Genomic DNA, 18,070 nt, shown 5'->3' with positions numbered 1-18,070 from the left:
CATCAGGTACAACTGAAAAATCAGCACAATCAGGTGTTTTACGACAAACTCACCTTCATTTACCTGACCTTGCCCAACTTCCGCAAAACCGAAGAAGAACTGCAAACCCTGCAAGACAAATGGTTCTACCTGTTTCGGCACTTGCACCGCTTGCAAGAGCAGCCGCAAAAACTGCAAGAACGCATCTTTACCAGCCTGTTCAAACACGCCAGCATCGCCCGTTTTAAACCTGAAGAGCGCATCGCCTACGAATCCAGCCTGAAATACTATCGTGATTTGACCAATGTGATTGATACCGCTTGGGGGGATGGTGAAAAAGTCGGCTTAGAAAAAGGCAGACAGGAAGGCAGAAATGAAATGGTACTCAATATGCTGCAAGCCGGTCTGCCGGATGACCAGGTAATGCACATTGCCCAGATCACGGCTGACGAACTGGCAGCCATCAAAGCACAGCAAACACATCAGGCGGGTTCAGCGTGTTAGCAACAGTCCGCCCCCCCGGCGCACGCAGCTCCCGCTGTGCATTAGGGGTGGGAGAGCTCCAGCTCTCCCTGTTTTATTAAGAACCTGTTCAAAGTCTCTTAAGCAAGATGCCCAGGAAGGCCAGGTGAATAAATTGGGCTCCTCGTCACATTAAGTGGAATCCTTCAACAAAACGTTGAGATACGATAGGGCTGGTTCGAACAGTACAGGTGAACGCGATGGACGGTAATCAGATCCTTCTTCTTGGTATTGGCATCCCTGGAATTTGGTGGAGCAGCGCCTGGACATGGATAAACAGCCGCATGAGCTGCACCTTGAGGTCAAGGCTGACCGAGGCACCCGCTACCCCTGTCCAGAGTGCGGCGAGCTGTGCGCTGCCCACGACTTTGTCGAGAAGCGTTGGCGCCATCTGAACTTCTTCAAGCACCACTGCTACATCACCGCCCGTGTCCCGCGCACCCAGTGGCCCCAAGCACGGTGTGCGACTGATCGCGGTGCCGTGGGCACGTGAGGGCAGCGCCTTCACCTTGCTCTTTGAGCAGGCCGCCATGGCTTTGGTACGCGAGATGCCGGTATTGGCCGCTGCCCGCCTGATGGAGATCACCGATACCCGGCTGTGGCGCATCGTCAAACACTCTATCGCACAGGCCATTGGCTGTTTCGACCTCTCGGCGGTACAAGCCATCGGCCTAGATGAGACAGCCTCCAAGCGGGGACATAACTACGTCACCGTCTTCATCGACATGGCGCGCAGCAAGGAACCCGTTCTCTTTGCCGTGCCCGGCAAGGGCAAGGCTACCCTGGAGCCGTTCAGCACCTTTCTGAAAGACCATGGTGGCGACGCGCAGCACATCGTCGAAGTGGTCTGCGACATGTCCCCGGCCTTTCTCAGCGGGGTCGCCAAAGAGTTGCCCAACGCCTCGGTGACGGTCGACGGGTTTCATATCGTGCAGACCTTTCCCTTGGCGATCATGATCTGATGCTGCGTGAAGGCCGTATTGTGGACGCCAGCATGATTGCTGCACCGAGCTCGACCAAAAACACCGACAACAAGCGCGACCCGGAGATGCATCAGACCAAGAAGGGCAATCAGTGGCACTTCGGCATGAAGGTGCATATCGGTGTTGACGATGAAATTGGGCTGATTCACCGCTTGGAAACCACCGCCGCCAATACGCATGACCGTGAAGTCAGCCATAAGCTACTTCACGGACACGAGCGTCGTGTCTTTGGTGAGGCAGGCTAGCGCGGTATTGAAAAACGCGCAAAACACAGCGAGCGCTCAGTGGATTGGTATATCGCTGAGCGAGCGGGTAAGCGCAAGGAATTTGACCCAGACAGCGCTCACGCAAAGCTTGAAAAGCTCAAGGCTCAGATTCGCGCCAAGGTAGAGCATCCGTTTCGATACATCAAGCGCGTATTTGGCGACTGTTAGCCCAAAGCAGTAATGTCCCCTTCGTCCAATTCTAAAATGTCCCCTTTATATTTAAGCGGGAGGGGCACGCATGACGAAGGAGCACATTACGATGAGTCACAAAGAAATTGACCGACTAGAGATGATTCAGGCGGTGGCGAACAAGCATCTGCGGCAGGCCGAGGCGGCCCAGCGCCTGGGGTTGAGCGTGCGCCAGGTCAAGCGCCTGGTTCGCCGCTATCGTGAGCATGGGGCGACAGGGCTACGCAGTGGCCACCGTGGCCGACGTCCCAATAACGCCATTGCCGAGACAGTACGCCAGGAGGTGCTCGCCTTGGTCAAGACGCACTACACCGACTTTGGCCCCACCCTGGCCTGCGAAAAGCTGGCCGAGCGCCATGGTCATCATCTCTCGGTCGAGACCCCTGGCCCAGTGGATGGTGGCCGATGGGCTATGGCAGCCCAAGCAACGCAAGCAAGCCCGCATTCATCAGCGCCGTCCACGGCCGCCCCTGCCTGGGGGAGCTCATTCAAAATCGACGGCTCGCCCCATGACTGGTTTGAGGTGCGCGGCCCGCGCTGTACCCTCATGGTGTTCATCGACGACGCCACAGGGCGCCTGATGGCCCTGCGCTTCGTGCCCGCCGAAACCACCCAGGCCTACATGGAGACCCTACAGCAATACCTGGATCAGCACGGACGTCCGGTGGCCCTCTACTCAGACAAACACAGCATCTTCCGTGTCAATCATCCTGAGCACGACGGGGAGCTGACCCAGTTTTCCCGCGCCCTCAAGACCCTCGACATCGCCGCCATTCATGCCAACACGCCTCAGGCCAAGGGGCGGGTGGAGCGGGCCAACCAGACCCTGCAAGACCGTTTGGTCAAGGAGCTGCGCCTGCGTGAGATCTCGGACATCGACGCCGCCAACGCCTTCCTCCCCACCTTCATGGCCGACTTCAACGCCCGCTTCGCCGTCGAGCCACAAAGCCCCCAGGATGCCCACCGACCGGTGCTGCACAGCCCCGAGGAGCAGGCCCTCATCCTTTGCCTGCACCATACCCGTAAGCTCTCCAAGAACCTTTGCTTCCAGTTCAAGAACCGGGAATATCAGCTTCAGGGACAGGGCAAGGGCTACCGCCTGCGGGGTGCCACCCTCACCGTCTGCGAGGCCTTCGACGGCACCATCACCCTCCTGCACCAGGGGCACATCATGCCTTACCGTCTGTTGGCTGAGGGCGAACCGCCCACACCGCTGGATGATGAAAAAAGTGTCCACCACAGCGTCGACCAGGCCAAGGCAAAACAGACCGCCAAGCCAACCTACAAACCGGCGCCGGACCACCCTTGGAGAGGTCGGGGCAACATCACTCCGGCACCAGCCCAAACACCATAACCACGCATTCTACGGGGGACACTTCTGCTTTGCACAAAAGGGGACTTTTCTGAATTGGGTTGACACCTATTTCTAACTGAACGGTCTAGGAGGGTTTATCTGTAAATGTTAGCGAATCAAAACCTAGGTGTAAGCTCACGCAGATAAAACTCCGCCAGCGCCAGATCCTCAGGCTGGGTGATTTTGATATTGCGCACACTGCCTTCGATCAGGCGCGGGGCCTGACCGATAAATTCCAGGGCGGAGGCTTCATCGGTAAGGGTGGCCTCGGCGGCTAATGCCTGCTGCAGGGCATCGGCAAGCATTCCCAGGCGAAACATCTGCGGGGTGAGGGCGCGCCATAAATCGGTGCGGTCAACGGTGGCCGCAATGCGCCCATCCGCAGCGGCGCGTTTTTTGGTGTCACGCACCGGGGTGGCGAGAATGCCGCCGACCGGGTCATCCTGCAGTTGGTCAATAAGCTGGGTGAGTTCGGCCTGGGTCAGGCAGGGGCGGGCGGCGTCGTGTACCAGTACCCAATCCTGTGGCTCGGCCTCCTGTTGCAGACACGCCAGGGCATTGGCCACGGAATGGCAGCGTTCGCGGCCCCCTTCGACGACCCGCAGCGGTTTATTGTCGTGCAGGCGGAGCTGGGCAAAGTAAGGATCATCGGCGCTGATGGCCACCACGATGCCATGAATGGCCGGATGCGCGAAAAAGATATTCAGGGTCTGTTCCAGTACGGTGCGCCCGGCCAGTGACAGGTATTGCTTGGGGCGGTCGGCTTTCATGCGACTGCCCACCCCGGCGGCCGGAATAACCGCCCAGTAACGCATATGTTTCAACGCATTTCCCCTTGTGGTGTCTCGGCTTCCAGCAATAAAAAGAATTTTTCCTCTTGCCGGATCATGCCCATCTCCCAGCGGGCGCGCTCTTCCAGGGCTTCCAGACCTTCTTTGAGGTCGGTGACCTCGGCCGCCAGGGCCTCGTTGCGACCGCGCAGGCGGTCATTTTCGGCGCGCTGGGCTGCCAGGGTTTGCTGCAACTGGCGGATTTCGGCGCGGCTGCCCTCGCCCCACCACAGTTTGTACTGTAGTCCGGCGAGCAGCAGCAATAACACAACGATCATCCCCCAAAACCAGGGTATGGCCGATCCTGAGGATGTGGGCTCAATGTTCAAGCAGCTTAGGTCAGGTGTTTAAAGGCAGCGCGTCCGGCGTAGCGGGCACTGGAGCCAAGCAGCGCTTCAATGCGGATCAACTGGTTGTATTTGGCGGTGCGATCAGCACGCGACAGCGACCCGGTTTTGATTTGTCCGGCAGCGGAGGCCACGGCCAGATCGGCAATGGTGACATCTTCAGTCTCACCGGAGCGATGCGAGATCACGGCGGTATAGCCCGCATCATGGGCCATGCGAATAGCCGCCAGGGTTTCGGTGAGGGTGCCGATCTGATTGAGCTTGATGAGAATGGAGTTGGCGATGCCACGCTCGATGCCTTCGCGCAAAATGGCGGTATTGGTGACAAACAGGTCATCGCCGACAATCTGCACCTGATTGCCCAGGCGCTCGGTAAACAGTTTCCAGCCATCCCAGTCGCCCTCGGCCAGCGGGTCTTCAATGCTGATGATCGGATATTGCTTGACCCAGGAGGCCATGTAGTCAGTAAAACCAGCGGCATCAAAGCGCTTGCCCTCAGCGGCCAGCACATATTCGCCATTTTTATAAAACTCGGAGCTGGCACAATCCAGCCCCAGGCAGATGTCGCTACCCGCCTTTAAGCCGGTTTGCGCAATGGCCTCCAGAATCACCTCAACAGCGGCCTCGTTGGAGCTTAAATTGGGGGCAAAGCCGCCTTCATCGCCCACTGTGGTGGACAGGCCCTGACGCTTGAGCACCTTGGCCAGGGCATGAAACACCTCAGCGCCGTAGCGAATCGCTTCACTCAAACTGGAAGCCCCCACCGGCAGGATCATGAATTCCTGAATATCGACGCTGTTATCGGCATGGGCGCCGCCGTTGATGATGTTCATCATCGGTGTGGGCAACAACACCGCCTCTTCACCGCCCAGGTAGCGATACAGCGGCATCCCGGCATCTTTGGCGCTGGCGTGGGCCAAGGCCATGGACACGGCCAGCAGGGCATTGGCGCCTAAACGCCCTTTGTTGGGGGTGTTATCCAGGGCAATCATGCGCTGATCTACGGCCGCCTGATCTTTGGCGCTCATGCCCAGCAGGGTTTCGCGAATCTCGCCGTTGATATGTTCTACGGCTCGGCGCACCCCTTTGCCACCATAGCGCGCATCACCGTCACGCAGTTCCAGGGCCTCACGCGAGCCGGTTGAGGCCCCGGAGGGAACCGCCGCCCGCCCCATAGCGCCAGAGCTGAGGATGACATCAGCCTCAACAGTAGGATTGCCACGGGAATCAATGATTTCTCGGGCGCGAATATCGACAATATCTGACATGGTTTTGATCAATCCTCAAAAAGCAAGCGGATGGCATCCCGCCATCCAGTGATGAAATAGGTTAAGATGCAAGCCCAAAGGCGGGCTGCTTGACCAGGGTATCCAGCGCCTTGAGCTGGCTCAATAGCGCCTCCATCTCGCCCAGCGGCCAGGCATTGGGGCCATCAGACAGCGCCTTATCCGGATCGGGATGGGTTTCCATAAACAGCCCGGCAATGCCCACCGCTACCGCAGCACGCGCCAATACCGGCACAAACTCACGCTGCCCCCCAGAACAGTCGCCGTGTCCACCGGGCTGTTGCACCGAGTGGGTGGCATCAAAGATCACCGGGGCCTGGGTTTCGCGCAAAATCGCCAGGGCGCGCATATCGGAAACCAGGGTATTGTAGCCAAAGCTGACCCCGCGTTCACACACCATAATCTGCTCATTGCCGGTAGCGCGGGCCTTGGCAACTACATTCTGCATATCCCAGGGGGCGAGAAACTGCCCCTTTTTGATATTCACCGGCAGGCCCTGTGCCGCCACCCGCTGAATAAAGTTGGTCTGCCTGCACAAAAAAGCCGGGGTCTGCAAGACATCGACCACCGCCGCCACCTCGGCCAGCGGGGTATCTTCGTGAACATCGGTCAACACCGGCACGCCCAGCCGCTGCTTGACGGTTTCCAGAATTGCCAGCCCTGTTTCCAGCCCCAGCCCGCGAAAACTTTTTATGGAAGAGCGATTGGCTTTATCAAAAGAAGATTTATAAATCAGGGGAATTGCCAGCCGTTCACACATGGCCTTGAGCGCCTCGGCGGTTTCCAACGCCAGGGCCTCGCTTTCAATCACACAGGGACCGGCAACCAAAAACAGCGGGGCCTTAAGATCGGCCTCAAAATGACACAGCCTCATGTCAGTGTTCCCACATCCAGCATCTTTTCATGTTGTACTCGCGCCGCCCGGATAAAGCCTGCAAACAGGGGATGGCCATCGCGTGGGGTCGAAGTGAATTCCGGGTGAAACTGACAACCGACGAACCACGGATGATCATGCAGCTCCACCATTTCCACCAGATGCCCATCCCTGGACGTACCCGCAATCACCAGCCCGGCTTCTTTCAGATGCGCCAGATAATCATTATTAAACTCATAGCGATGGCGATGACGCTCCATGATCAACTCCTTGGCATAGGTCTGCTGGGCTAAGGTCTGAGGCCGCAGGCGACATTCCTGCCCGCCCAGGCGCATGGTCCCGCCCAGATCCGAGCTGGCATCACGCTGTTCCAGCCGCCCGTCATGACCCTGCCACTGAGTAATCAGGGCAATCACCGGATGCGGCGTGTCCAGATTAAACTCGGTGCTGTGCGCGCCCTCCAGTCCGGCCACATGGCGGGCATACTCAATCACTGCTACCTGCATTCCCAGACAAATCCCCAGATAAGGAATCGTGTGTTCGCGGGCATAGCGCGCTGCCATGATCTTGCCTTCCACCCCGCGCACCCCAAAGCCACCCGGCACTAAAATACCGTCCAGCCCCTGCAGACACTCAGGCCCCTCGGTTTCGATCTTTTCTGAATCAAGGTAGCGGATATTGACCTTGGTGGTGGTGTGAATCCCGGCATGGGTCAGGGCCTCATTGAGCGATTTATAGGATTCGGTCAGCTCAATGTATTTGCCCACCATACCAATGGTCACCTGCGCCTCGGGAAACTCCATCGCATTCACCACATGGCGCCAGTCGGCCAGATCTGCCGGCGGGGCCTCAATGCCCAGTTTGCGCAGCACAATCTCATCGAGGCGTTGCGAATGTAGCCACAGCGGGATTTTGTAGATATTATCCAGATCAATCGCCGAAATTACCGCCTTTTCTTCGACGTTGGTAAACAGGGCGATTTTGCGCCGCTCCGCCTCCGGCAAGGGACGCTCAGAGCGACACAGCAAAATATCTGGCAAGATCCCGATGGAGCGCAACTCCTTCACCGAATGCTGGGTCGGCTTGGTCTTGATCTCCCCGGCAGCGGCAATATAGGGCACCAAGGTCAGGTGAATAAACAGCGCCTTATCGCGGCCCAGCTCCACCCCCATCTGGCGGATCGCCTCCAGAAAAGGCAGCGACTCAATATCGCCCACCGTGCCGCCGATCTCCACCAGTGCGATGTCCGAGCCTTCCGCACCTTCACGGATACAGCGCTTGATTTCATCGGTAATATGCGGAATCACCTGCACCGTCCCGCCCAGATAATCCCCGCGCCGCTCCCGGCGGATCACATTCTCATAAATGCGCCCGGTGGTGAAATTATTGCGCCGCCCCATACGGATACGCACAAAGCGCTCATAATGCCCCAGATCCAGATCCGTCTCCGCCCCGTCCTCGGTTACATAAACCTCGCCGTGCTGAAACGGGCTCATGGTGCCGGGATCGACGTTAATATAGGGATCCAGTTTAAGCAGGGTCACCTTCAGCCCGCGTGCTTCCAGAATCGCAGCCAGTGAGGCCGAGGCAATACCCTTGCCCAGAGACGAAACCACGCCCCCGGTGGTGAAAATATATCGTGTCATGCCTAATGATGTGGTGGTGTGATGGTGAAAAATATCGCGTGAATGGGCGCGTGAGACAGGCAGCGACCGGCAGTGATTTATGCCCCAAGCCGACTAAACGCATGGGGTTATCTTGTCAAAGTATACCGAAGTTACACGCGAAGAGAAAAACTTTCGCATCCGTTCAGAGCACGCTCAAGACCTTATTGAGCGCTCACTACCCAGGCTGCCCAAACTCAGGTATGCTACAGCAGGTATGCTAATTGTATGAAATTGTACGCCATCCCACGCAAAGCAAACTTGACCAGATGAACCCTGCGATGTGAATGCCTTGGCGACGGTGCAACAGCAGGTCGAGGTGCGTCAAGGGAAGAAAAACTGTCCATTAAATCCGCAACATTTTCATGCAAACGCTTAAACAACTCATCAATCCGGCCTTGTTACATCGGATGGAGCAGCGCGAGGCGCTGACCCATGCGGTGCGTGTGGTGTTGCCCAGCGAGATGGCAAGCCATTGCTGGGCGGGGCGCATTGCGGAGAATCGCCTGACAGTGTTGGTGGACAATAGCAGCTGGGCTTTGCGCCTGCGTTATCAGCAGCGCGATATTCTGGCGCACATCAATCAGTTGTATCATCTGGAATTGAATCGCATCGAGATTCGCTTGATTGAACCGCCAGCGGCAGTACACCAAGCGCCGAGGCCCCCACAAAAACATCCCAAGCCGGGCAAAGAGGCGGCCAAGGCGCTGTTACTGGCGGCGCGCTGTGTCTCTGATCCGGAACTGGCCAAAACCCTGGAACGCTTTGGGCGGCGCTGTGAGAAAAATGCGCTTGACGCGCATAAGGACACGCACGATGCATAGCGTGTTGTGCTGGTTTTCGCGGGATTTGCGCCTGGCGGATCATCCGGCCTTGTATCATGCGCTGCACAGCGGTTTGCCGGTGATTCCGGTGTATCTGCATGCCCAGCATGAAGAAGCGCCGTGGGCGCCGGGCGCGGCTTCGCGCTGGTGGCTGCATCATAGCCTGAGTGCCCTGATGCATGATCTTGAGCGGATCAACAGTCGCCTGGTGATCCGCCAGGGGGACAGCCTGGCGCAGTTGCTGTCCTTAGTGCGCGAAACCGGAGCGGTGCAGGTGGTGTGGAACCGGCGCTATGAACCGCATTTGCAGCAACGCGATCAGCAAGTAGCTACGGCCTTGCAGCAATACGGGGTTGCGGTGCATCAATTTAATGCGACCGTGTGGTTTGCGCCGGGCACCTTGTGTAAGGCCGACGGTGAGCCCTATCGGGTGTTTACCCCCTTCTGGAAGCGTTGCCTGCAGACCGGCTTGGCGCGTCCCTGTCTACCGCGCCCGGCGAGCTTGCTCGCACCAAGCCACTGGCCTGACAGCCTTGAGCTTGCAGCACTTGATTTACTCCCGCGCCAGCCCTGGGATCAGGGGCTTAAAGCCAGCTGGACGCCGGGGGAGGCGGGGGCCTGGCACCGCTTGCACGATTTTCTGAAAGAACCCGTCAAGCACTATGCCCAAGGCCGGGACTATCCGGCACAGCCGGGCACGGCGAGACTTTCGGCGCATCTGCATTTTGGCGAAATCAGCCCCGGCCAGATTCATGCCGCCTGTCAGCCCCTGCTGGATCAGGGTGCAGCGCACAGCGGTATCGAAAGCTTTATCCGCGAACTGGGCTGGCGCGAGTTTGCCCATCATATCCTGCATCATTTTCCACGCACCCCGCAGCTGCCGTTGTACCCCAAATTTGCCGATTTTCCCTGGGCGGATTGCGATGATCCGGCATTAACACGCTGGCAACAGGGACAAACCGGGATTCCGTTGGTGGATGCGGGGATGCGTGAACTGTGGCATACCGGCTGGATGCACAACCGGGTGCGGATGATCTGCGCTTCATTTCTCACCAAAAATCTCAAGATTCATTGGCGCTGTGGGGCGCGCTGGTTTTGGGACACCCTGGTGGATGCCGATCTTGCCAGCAATACCCTGGGCTGGCAATGGACCGCCGGATGCGGAGCCGATGCTGCGCCCTTTTTCCGGGTGTTCAATCCTGTGCTGCAGGGGCAACGCTTTGACCCCAAAGGCGAATATGTGACGCGCTTTGTGCCAGAGCTGCGTACAATCCCGCTAAAATATCGCCATCAACCCTGGCAATACACCGCAGGATCGTCGCCCGCGTTGTTGAGCGAACCGGCGCTGCCACCGTATCCGCCGCCCATGGTGGATTTGCGCCATAGCCGCGAACAGGTGCTGCGTGACTGGAAAACCCTTGGAGGTGATACTTGATGATGACTTATCAGCGCGTCGGCTTGCTGTGCGTCCTTGTTTGGATGCTGTCTTTCCCCCTGTCTGCGCAGGTGCAAGCAGATTTGCCAAGCCGTTTGGATCAGGTGCTAGAGCGCGGCGAAGTGCGGGTGTGCATCTGGCCGGAATACTACGGCATCAGCTATCGCAACCCCAGAACCCGGACGCTTTCCGGCATTGACTATGAAATGGCGCTGGAACTGGGCAAGGAGCTGGGGGTTACGGTGGCATTTGTGGACAGCCACTTTGCCCACCTGATCGATGATATTCTGGAAGATCGCTGTGATGTGGCCATGTTTGCCATTGGTATTACCGCAGAGCGGGTCAAGGCGCTGCGCTTCACCCAGCCGCACCTGGCCAGTGACATCTATGCCATCACCACCAAAAGCAACCGGCGCATCCAGCGCTGGGCGGATATTGATCAGGAGGGGGTGGTGGTCGCTGTGGTTAAAGATACATGGCATGAGCCGGTGATGCGCGCAAGACTGCGCCATGCCGAGCTGGTGGCCTTTGATACCCCGTTCACCCGCGAACAGGAGGTGCGCTCCGGGCGGGCCGATGTCTTCATGACCGATTATCCATACAGCCAGCGGATGCTCGATACAGCCGACTGGGCGCGCCTGATTGCCCCGGAGGAGCCATATCACATCACTCCATACGCCTACGCCATGCAACATGGCGACGACCGCTGGCATCAACGCATGGAGCAGTTTGTCGCCGCCATAAAAGCAGATGGCCGTCTGCGCGAGGCGGCCCAGCGCAACAATCTCCTGCCGTTATTGCGCAATGGGCTTTGAAAACATTGGCAGGCTTTTCCCTGTGCGTTCATTGGCATCAGGCAAAATAAGCGGCAAGGTAGTCTTCAAAAGACCCCTGGCTGTTTGCTTCCATGACCCGCTGGCGCTCGCAGGAGGCGTCCACTTCCTGGCTTAGGCGCGCCAGCGACTCGCGGGCAATGGTCTGCTGCTGGAAATATTGCTGATGTTGCGCAGACAGCTGCCAGGCATATTCATGAAAGCCCATTTCCTGCTCGGCCATCGCCGCCAACAAGCGCGCCGAGGGGGTGTGCTCGGGCTGGTCGATTTTTTCTTGCTGGGCCAGCAGCGCGGGTTGGTAACACGGCGCGGGTTGCCCGGTATCCAGAGTCCCACACAGCGGTGCCATCGCGGCCAATACCTCGTTGGCCCAGGTGCGCAGCGGAATCTGTGCATCACCCCGCAGCAATAACAGGGCGGGATCGCGTCCCCGGTGCGCGCTGGCACTTTGATTATGATCAATCTGCAACCGCTCCAATGGATTGATCAGCGGGCTTTCATGCAGCACGCAAAACAATAAAAAGGCCTCCAGAAAATACAGCTGCGACAGACCGATCCCCAAGGGTTCAAAGAGATTGACATCCAGCGAGCGTAGTTCAACATAGCGCACCCCTTCGCGGCGCAAGGCCTTGGTGGGGCGCTCATTGCCCTGCGGGATGGCCTTGGGACGCACGCTGCTGTAATACTCGTTTTCTATCTGCAAAATGTGCGTATTGAGTTGTTGATATTCGCCATTTTGCATCACCCCAATGCGCTCGTATTCAGGGCACGGCGTATTGATGGCCTGAGAAAGACACGCGATATAACGATCCAGATCGTCATAGCAGGCCTTAACCCCGGTTTCCTCTTCTTTGCGGTTTTGATAGCCGATATCCCCCATGCGCAATGAGGTGGCATAGGCTTCGTAGTAAGTGCCTTCATCAAACTCCGCCAACGTGGTGGGTTTACCGGCCAAAAAAGATTTACACACCGCCGGTGATGTCCCGAATAAATAAGGAATCAGCCAGCCCAGGCGCTGAAGATTGCGCAGCATGGCAAAATAATACTGGTCTTTAAACGCACGCATCGGCATGTCGGCTGCCACGATGCCATGCAATCCCTGCCAGAAAGCGTCTGGCGGGGAGTAATTAAAATGAATCCCGGAAATGACCTGCATGATGCGCCCGTAGCGATGCCCCAGGCCCAAACGATAGATGGTTTTCATGCGCCCGGCATGGGATTGACCATAATAGGCCACGGGAATACCGGCTTCTCCTTTGAGCACACACGGCATACTGGTAGACCATAGCAGCTCCTGTTGCAGTCGTGGATAGGTAAAACTGTGCAGCGCATGTAAAAAATCCAGCGCCGCAGATGCCTGAGCAAACGGCGGGGTAATGAATTCCAGTAAGGCCTCGGAGTAATCCGTAGTAATCCAAGGATGGGTGAGCGCACATCCCAGCGCGGGCGGATGCGGTGTTTGTGCAATGCTGCCATCCTCGGCCACCCGCAGGGTTTCTTTTTCCAGGCCCATCAAGCCGCCATGTAACACAGCCGTGCCATGATGGTCGAGCAGGGCATTGAGGCGTTGTGCAAAAATGGAATACAAAATCGTGTTTCCTTATCGCTTGTTTTTATAAGAAAGTCCGTGCTGTAGCAAAACCCCGATGCGCGGTCTTTGCACTGCAATGGCGGGGTATCTCTAGCCTGTGCATTCCTTTGCAAGGGGGAGTGACCACACCCCCATGTGCGTTGCTGGAGTGAAATCACATCGCTATCATTCTAGCATAGCCACGACCATGGCCTAAAAAATGGCAGAATGATTATATGATTTAGCGCAGGATAATGCTAAAATCAAACACTCATCGCCAGGAGCGTATTTATCTGGGGAGTAGATAACGCGCTCCGGCACTGATCAAAATGCAGTCTGTAAACTTATTTCTGGAGTAAGCAAACCCATGGCCAAAGCAAGTAATGAAAAAAGCAAAGCCAATCCAAGCGGCAATGGTACGCGCAAGATTTTGGATGAACTGAAACTCTCCGCCGAGGAGCTTTTCAGGCTTGCTCATGAGCAAAAAATTTATGAAGTCTCGCAGATCAAGGAAGAAAAGCGGGCGGAAATAAGTGCCTTGCGCAAAGAGCGCCGTAATATGCGGCTGCGCCACAAAGCAGAGATCCGCGAGATCAATAAGAAGATCGAAGAACTCAGAGAGCTGACCTCGGTGGTCAAATCGACGAAAAAAATGCGCACGGGTAAAGGCCGGATCAGTCAAAAAGTGCTGGACCTAATCGCCAGTGCCGACAATCGTGAGCTGTCCACCCAGGTGATCCGCGATACGCTGGCCGCCCAGGGTGAAGATGTCAGCAACATCAATCAGACCCTGTCCTACCTTAAAAACACCCATCGCCTGACATCGCATAAGCGCGGAATGTATAGTATGCCAAACACCTGATGAGGTGTTGATCTTCCGGCTTGGCGGTGGCAAAGCCAAGGGCTGGCAAATGACAATGGTCGAGTTAAACGTTGACACAAGCGACTCCAAAAAAAAGCAACGCACTGTCACAGGCCTGGCATGAATTGAGCAAGGCGCGTGCCGTTCAGCGTTGGATCAAGCCGGTGCTGCAGGCGATGCACGATGGTGTGCTCTTGCTGGCCGCCGCGCTTGCCGTGTATTTGCTGATCATCCTGTTCAGTTACCAGCCCACGGATCCGGGCTGGTCACACACCGGCAGCAATCTCGCTGTGGCCAACTGGGGCGGGCGTTTTGGCGCATGGCTGGCTGATTTCTCCTTGTTCCTGGTGGGCTATCTTGCGTATTTGGCGCCGGCGGTGGTGATGTATGCCGCCTGGCTGGTCTCGCGCCGCAGAAAACACCGACAGCGCACCAAAGATGCTGCGCTGAGTTTGCAGCGTCTCTGGCTGCGGATGCTGGGACTTGCATTGCTGTTGCTGAGCGGTTGCATGTTGGCAGCCCTGCATTTTCTGCCCGGTAATCTGCCCATCAGCGCCGGTGGTATCCTTGGGCAAGTGTTTGGGGATCTCAGTGCCGCGCTGTTAGGGCTGGATGGTGCCACGCTCGTACTGCTGGCCGTGTTTTTGCTGGGCTTGACCTGGCTTTTGCAATTTTCCTGGTTGCAGCTCATGGATCGCCTGGGTGCGCAGTGCCTGCGCTTTTTGCCAGAACCCAAGGCCCGGCCCGCCCCGCCGCCTATTCATCCGGATGATGCGCTATTTGACGCCCCGCCTCGGAACAATCCACCCCATCGCGCCGACGCAAAGCCCGCGCCCATCTTCAGTGCTGCCGAGGATGAGCCCTTGCCCGATACGCCGACGCCGCCCGAGGCTTCAGCGGCAGAAACGGCCAGCCGCAAAGGACAGCGCATTGAGCCGGTGATTCCCATGTTTGTGCAACAAGGCACCGTCACCGCGCCACCGCCTTTTAGGCCCTTTTCTCTGGATGCAAAAACCACCGAGGCTCCGACAGAACTGTCGCCATCGCTGATGGAAGGGCGGGATCATGAGATGTTGCAGCCCATTGAGCCCATGCCATCCGGGGCTTCGGCATACGGCAAAACACCCCTGCCGCCCTTGCTTGATCCTCTGCCGACGCCCCGGGCTGCTAAAGCCGCGCCGCAGCTACCGCCACTCGCGCAGGCACCGCTGGAGCCACCACAGCCCTTGCTGCCCAAGACCAAAAACTATAAGCGCCCGAGCCTTACGCTGCTGGATACCGTGCCGGTGCGCGAGAAAGGCCATGCCAAGGAAAATCTTCAAGCTTTATCGCAGCAGGTCGAGCTGGCCTTCGTCCATTTAGGCCTCAATGTGACGGTCGATGATGTCTGCATGGGGCCGGTGGTCACCCATTTTGAATTATCGCTGGCCACATCTACCCGCGTCTCGTTAGCAGAGCTGGCGGTTCCGCTGGCAGAGGCTTTGGCCGTTGATGCGGTGCGTATCATTGAGCCGATACTGCCGTTCAGCAAACTGGTGCTGGAAGTCCCCAACGAAATCCGTGAGGCCATCCTGCTTGCCGAAATCTTGCAAAGTGATACCTACCAACGCGGCAGGGAGCCGTTAACCCTGGCCCTGGGCAAGGATGCCACCGGACGGGTGATGACCGCCGATATGGCCCGCATGCCCCATCTATTGATGGCAGGTGCGCGTGGCTCGGGCAAATCGGTGGCCATTCATGCCATGCTGATGGGGCTTTTATTCAAAGCCACACCGGCTGATCTGCGGCTGATCCTGATTGATACCAAGCTTTCCGAACTCGCAGCCTATAAGGATCTGCCGCATCTGCTGATCCCCCTGGTCACCGATATGGACAATGCCACTGCCGCGCTGCGCTGGTGCATTCAGGAGGTTGAGCGGCGCTATCAACTGGTCGCCAAGCAGGGTGTGCGTAATCTTGCCGAATATAACGAAATCCTGCGCAAGGCGCAGCATCGCGGTGTGGAACTGGATGATCCGGATGCCCCCTTGAATGCCGATGGCAGCAGCGCAACCCAAAAGCCGCTGCCATATATCGTCATCACCATCAATGAACTGGCGGACATGATGGTGCTAGGCGGCAAGGAAGTGGAAGATTTGATTGTGCGCCTGTCACAAAAGGCCCGTGCAGCGGGTGTGCATCTGATGCTGTCCACCCAGCGCCCGACCATGCATGTGATTACCCAGGCCATCAAGGCGCACATCCCCAACCGGATTGCCCTGAAAGTATCGGCCCGGGTGGATTCGCGCAATATCCTTGATCGCAACGGCGCAGAGCAGCTTTTGGGCTGTGGTGATATGCTCTATCTTTCGCCGGGTGGGCGCCCACCTCGTCGGGTTCACGGTGCCTTTGTGGCCGAACATGAGATACAGGCCGTGACCGCGTTCATCAAAAGCCAGGGTGATCCTGAGTATGTCTCTGGCATTGTCGATGATGTTTAAGGTGGTGCCAAACCTCACCATAGCACATGCACCATATAATAAACGGCCCATCCGCCACTGATTGATATCCGAGGTCATCCCAGATAATGCGCAAACTAAGTCAATACTGTGTGGGTATATGGTTTTTTTGGGGCCTGCCGGGGCTATTGCTGGCTGATGACATTCAACAAAGGCTAGAGCAGTTTCTCCATGAGGTCGCCGCCTTTGAGGCCCAATTTACCCAAAACGTGGTCAATGATGACAATGAAGTCCTGCAAGTGGCGCATGGACAGGTCAAGGTACAGCGTCCGGGGCGGTTTCGCTGGGATTATCACACCCCCTACCGTCAACTGATTCTCTCCGATGGTGAACACCTCTGGACCTATGACGCAGATCTGGCACAGGCCACCGTACAGCCGATGGAGCAACTCTGGGACAGCGCCCCGATTTTGCTGCTGTCGGAATCTCGCCCGATTGAGCGGGATTTTTACGTACAGCCGTTTGGCGAACATGAGGGCTTGAGCTGGATTGAACTCAGCCCCCGCAGCCAGGACAGCGATTTCAGCCGCGTCCTGATCGGTATGGACGAGCGCTATGTGCGGGCCATGGTGCTGTTTGACCATTTTGAACAGCAAACCCGTATCCGCTTTGACCAGTTCGTTGCCAACCCCGACTTTGCGCACGATGCCTTTCATTTCAATGCACCCGCCACCACCGATATTATCGGCCACTCGCGTTAAAATAGTCGCTCAAGCCAATATCATTATTTTATTTTTGAGGGAGATGACCCTGTGAAGTCAACCAAACACTGCCGCCTGCTGATTCTGGGTTCCGGCCCGGCGGGATATACGGCGGCAGTTTATGCCGCCCGCGCCAACCTCAACCCTGTCCTGATTACCGGGCTGGAACAAGGCGGCCAGCTGACCACCACCACGGAGGTGGACAATTGGCCCGGTGATGTGCACGGCGTGCAAGGCCCGGAGCTGATGGAGCGGATGAAACAACATGCCGAGCGCTTCCATACGGAAATCATCTTTGATCATATCCACACCGCGAAACTGGATAGCCGTCCCTTCACCCTTGAAGGGGATGCCGGGGTATATCAATGCGATGCCCTGATTATCGCCACCGGCGCCTCCGCCAAATACCTCGGCTTGCCCTCCGAGCAGGCGTTTCGTGGCAAAGGTGTGTCGGCCTGTGCAACCTGTGATGGATTTTTCTATCGCAATCAAAAAGTCGCGGTGATCGGCGGGGGCAATACCGCCGTTGAAGAGGCCTTATATCTCTCCAACATCGCCGCCCAAGTGACCCTGGTGCATCGGCGCGATAGCCTGCGCTGCGAAAAAATCCTCCAGGATCAGCTATTTGCCAAAGCCGAAGAAGGCAAGATCACGCTCTGCTGGAATCACACCCTTAGCGAGGTCTTGGGCGATGCCACCGGGGTCACCGGCATTCGCATCACCGATGTCAACACCCAGCAAAGTCAGGATCTTTTGCTGCAAGGCGTGTTCATCGCCATTGGCCATCAACCCAATACCACCCTGTTTGCAGGGCAGCTGGCCATGGAAAATGGCTATATCACCGTGCATGGCGGCAGTAATGGCAATGCTACCGCCACCAGCATCCCCGGCGTCTTTGCCGCAGGCGATGTCATGGATCACATCTACCGCCAGGCGATTACCTCAGCCGGTAGTGGCTGCATGGCGGCGCTGGATGCCGAGCGCTTCCTTGAAGAACAGCCATAAGCTGTCGAGCACGCACGGACAGGAGGAAAGGGGCCCTATCACCGCTGC

The 18,070-nt window shown here is 57.3% G+C and carries 15 protein-coding genes and 2 pseudogenes; 11 read left to right on the top strand and 6 right to left on the bottom strand.

Features of this window, described 5'->3' with window-relative positions:
• From THISIDRAFT_RS03095 to THISIDRAFT_RS03075, 4 genes and pseudogenes are all read left to right on the top strand, one after another.
• The coding region (locus THISIDRAFT_RS03095) for a PD-(D/E)XK nuclease family transposase (RefSeq protein WP_221913949.1) at positions 1–483 on the top strand (483 nt) is incomplete at its 5' end.
• Between the two features lie 265 nt (positions 484–748).
• A pseudogene (locus tag THISIDRAFT_RS15280) lies at positions 749–1,454 on the top strand (transposase); the annotation flags it as partial.
• A pseudogene (locus THISIDRAFT_RS14640) lies at positions 1,445–1,909 on the top strand (IS5 family transposase); the annotation flags it as partial. The pseudogenes THISIDRAFT_RS15280 and THISIDRAFT_RS14640, both read left to right, overlap by 10 nt.
• A 100-nt stretch (positions 1,910–2,009) precedes the next feature.
• Positions 2,010–3,293: an ISNCY family transposase gene (locus THISIDRAFT_RS03075; RefSeq protein WP_221913946.1), complete on the top strand. Its 1,284-nt coding sequence runs from the start codon at positions 2,010–2,012 to the stop codon at positions 3,291–3,293.
• 116 nt (positions 3,294–3,409) lie between these two features.
• Here the strand turns inward: THISIDRAFT_RS03075 and ispD are convergent, their stop codons facing one another.
• The 5 genes from ispD to THISIDRAFT_RS03050 all read right to left on the bottom strand — a co-directional run bounded on the left by ispD (position 3,410) and on the right by THISIDRAFT_RS03050 (position 8,276).
• Positions 3,410–4,108: a 2-C-methyl-D-erythritol 4-phosphate cytidylyltransferase gene (gene ispD / locus THISIDRAFT_RS03070; protein ID WP_006787127.1), complete on the bottom strand. Its 699-nt coding sequence runs from the start codon at positions 4,106–4,108 to the stop codon at positions 3,410–3,412.
• Positions 4,109–4,113: 5 nt separating this feature from the next.
• The gene (gene ftsB / locus THISIDRAFT_RS03065; protein WP_006787126.1) at positions 4,114–4,401 is read right to left on the bottom strand and encodes a cell division protein FtsB; all 288 of its coding nucleotides are present in this window, start codon (positions 4,399–4,401) and stop codon (positions 4,114–4,116) included.
• Between the two features lie 56 nt (positions 4,402–4,457).
• Entirely contained in the window at positions 4,458–5,738 is a 1,281-nt protein-coding gene (eno, locus tag THISIDRAFT_RS03060) for a phosphopyruvate hydratase (protein WP_006787125.1), read from the bottom strand.
• A 61-nt stretch (positions 5,739–5,799) separates the two neighbouring features.
• Entirely contained in the window at positions 5,800–6,630 is an 831-nt protein-coding gene (gene kdsA / locus THISIDRAFT_RS03055; protein WP_006787124.1) for a 3-deoxy-8-phosphooctulonate synthase, read from the bottom strand.
• A complete protein-coding gene (locus THISIDRAFT_RS03050; RefSeq protein ID WP_006787123.1) occupies positions 6,627–8,276 on the bottom strand; it encodes a CTP synthase in 1,650 nt (549 codons plus the stop codon). The genes kdsA and THISIDRAFT_RS03050 overlap by 4 nt, the downstream gene beginning before the upstream one ends.
• Before the next feature lie 383 nt (positions 8,277–8,659).
• Here THISIDRAFT_RS03050 and THISIDRAFT_RS03045 point away from each other — a divergent pair, with 383 nt between their 5' ends.
• Genes THISIDRAFT_RS03045 through THISIDRAFT_RS03035 form a run of 3 tightly spaced genes read left to right on the top strand, consistent with a single transcriptional unit; the run spans position 8,660 to position 11,368 of the window.
• A complete protein-coding gene (locus tag THISIDRAFT_RS03045; RefSeq protein WP_006787122.1) occupies positions 8,660–9,118 on the top strand; it encodes a DciA family protein in 459 nt (152 codons plus the stop codon).
• Positions 9,111–10,553 carry a cryptochrome/photolyase family protein gene (locus THISIDRAFT_RS03040; protein WP_006787121.1) on the top strand — a complete coding sequence of 481 codons (1,443 nt, stop codon included), beginning with the start codon at positions 9,111–9,113 and terminating at the stop codon, positions 10,551–10,553. Before THISIDRAFT_RS03045 ends, THISIDRAFT_RS03040 begins: the two co-directional genes overlap by 8 nt.
• The gene (locus tag THISIDRAFT_RS03035) at positions 10,553–11,368 is read left to right on the top strand and encodes an ABC transporter substrate-binding protein (RefSeq protein ID WP_006787120.1); all 816 of its coding nucleotides are present in this window, start codon (positions 10,553–10,555) and stop codon (positions 11,366–11,368) included. The genes THISIDRAFT_RS03040 and THISIDRAFT_RS03035 overlap by 1 nt, the downstream gene beginning before the upstream one ends.
• A gap of 37 nt (positions 11,369–11,405) precedes the next feature.
• Here THISIDRAFT_RS03035 and gshA read toward each other — a convergent pair whose 3' ends face one another.
• Positions 11,406–12,974 carry a glutamate--cysteine ligase gene (gene gshA / locus THISIDRAFT_RS03030; RefSeq protein WP_006787119.1) on the bottom strand — a complete coding sequence of 523 codons (1,569 nt, stop codon included), beginning with the start codon at positions 12,972–12,974 and terminating at the stop codon, positions 11,406–11,408.
• A gap of 349 nt (positions 12,975–13,323) precedes the next feature.
• Here gshA and THISIDRAFT_RS03025 point away from each other — a divergent pair, with 349 nt between their 5' ends.
• The 4 genes from THISIDRAFT_RS03025 to trxB all read left to right on the top strand — a co-directional run bounded on the left by THISIDRAFT_RS03025 (position 13,324) and on the right by trxB (position 18,022).
• Positions 13,324–13,818, top strand: coding sequence for a hypothetical protein (locus THISIDRAFT_RS03025; protein WP_006787118.1), 495 nt, complete (start codon positions 13,324–13,326; stop codon positions 13,816–13,818).
• Positions 13,819–13,889: 71 nt separating this feature from the next.
• Positions 13,890–16,298 (top strand): DNA translocase FtsK, encoded by a 2,409-nt coding sequence (locus THISIDRAFT_RS03020; protein ID WP_006787117.1) that lies wholly within the window; start codon positions 13,890–13,892, stop codon positions 16,296–16,298.
• Positions 16,299–16,384: 86 nt separating this feature from the next.
• A complete protein-coding gene (gene lolA / locus THISIDRAFT_RS03015) occupies positions 16,385–17,017 on the top strand; it encodes an outer membrane lipoprotein periplasmic chaperone LolA (protein ID WP_006787116.1) in 633 nt (210 codons plus the stop codon).
• A gap of 51 nt (positions 17,018–17,068) precedes the next feature.
• Complete coding sequence (trxB, locus tag THISIDRAFT_RS03010; RefSeq protein ID WP_006787115.1) at positions 17,069–18,022, top strand: thioredoxin-disulfide reductase; 954 nt, start codon at positions 17,069–17,071, stop codon at positions 18,020–18,022.
• Positions 18,023–18,070: the final 48 nt, after the last annotated feature.

Origin of the sequence: Thiorhodospira sibirica ATCC 700588, assembly GCF_000227725.2 — a bacterium.
Lineage (GTDB): Bacteria > Pseudomonadota > Gammaproteobacteria > Ectothiorhodospirales > Ectothiorhodospiraceae > Thiorhodospira > Thiorhodospira sibirica.
This window is presented reverse-complemented; position numbering and strand designations above follow the sequence as displayed.

Bases quoted from the DNA above. Each gene is read 5' to 3' on its own strand.
- THISIDRAFT_RS03025 (WP_006787118.1), top strand. From the start codon at position 13,324: ATGGCCAAAGCAAGTAATGAAAAAAGCAAAGCCAATCCAAGCGGCAAT.
- ftsB (WP_006787126.1), bottom strand. From the start codon at position 4,401: ATGATCGTTGTGTTATTGCTGCTGCTCGCCGGACTACAGTACAAACTG.
- kdsA (WP_006787124.1), bottom strand. From the start codon at position 6,630: ATGAGGCTGTGTCATTTTGAGGCCGATCTTAAGGCCCCGCTGTTTTTG.
- THISIDRAFT_RS03035 (WP_006787120.1), top strand. From the start codon at position 10,553: ATGATGACTTATCAGCGCGTCGGCTTGCTGTGCGTCCTTGTTTGGATG.
- THISIDRAFT_RS03050 (WP_006787123.1), bottom strand. From the start codon at position 8,276: ATGACACGATATATTTTCACCACCGGGGGCGTGGTTTCGTCTCTGGGC.
- THISIDRAFT_RS03045 (WP_006787122.1), top strand. From the start codon at position 8,660: ATGCAAACGCTTAAACAACTCATCAATCCGGCCTTGTTACATCGGATG.
- THISIDRAFT_RS03040 (WP_006787121.1), top strand. From the start codon at position 9,111: ATGCATAGCGTGTTGTGCTGGTTTTCGCGGGATTTGCGCCTGGCGGAT.
- ispD (WP_006787127.1), bottom strand. From the start codon at position 4,108: ATGCGTTACTGGGCGGTTATTCCGGCCGCCGGGGTGGGCAGTCGCATG.
- eno (WP_006787125.1), bottom strand. From the start codon at position 5,738: ATGTCAGATATTGTCGATATTCGCGCCCGAGAAATCATTGATTCCCGT.
- lolA (WP_006787116.1), top strand. From the start codon at position 16,385: ATGCGCAAACTAAGTCAATACTGTGTGGGTATATGGTTTTTTTGGGGC.
- THISIDRAFT_RS03075 (WP_221913946.1), top strand. From the start codon at position 2,010: ATGAGTCACAAAGAAATTGACCGACTAGAGATGATTCAGGCGGTGGCG.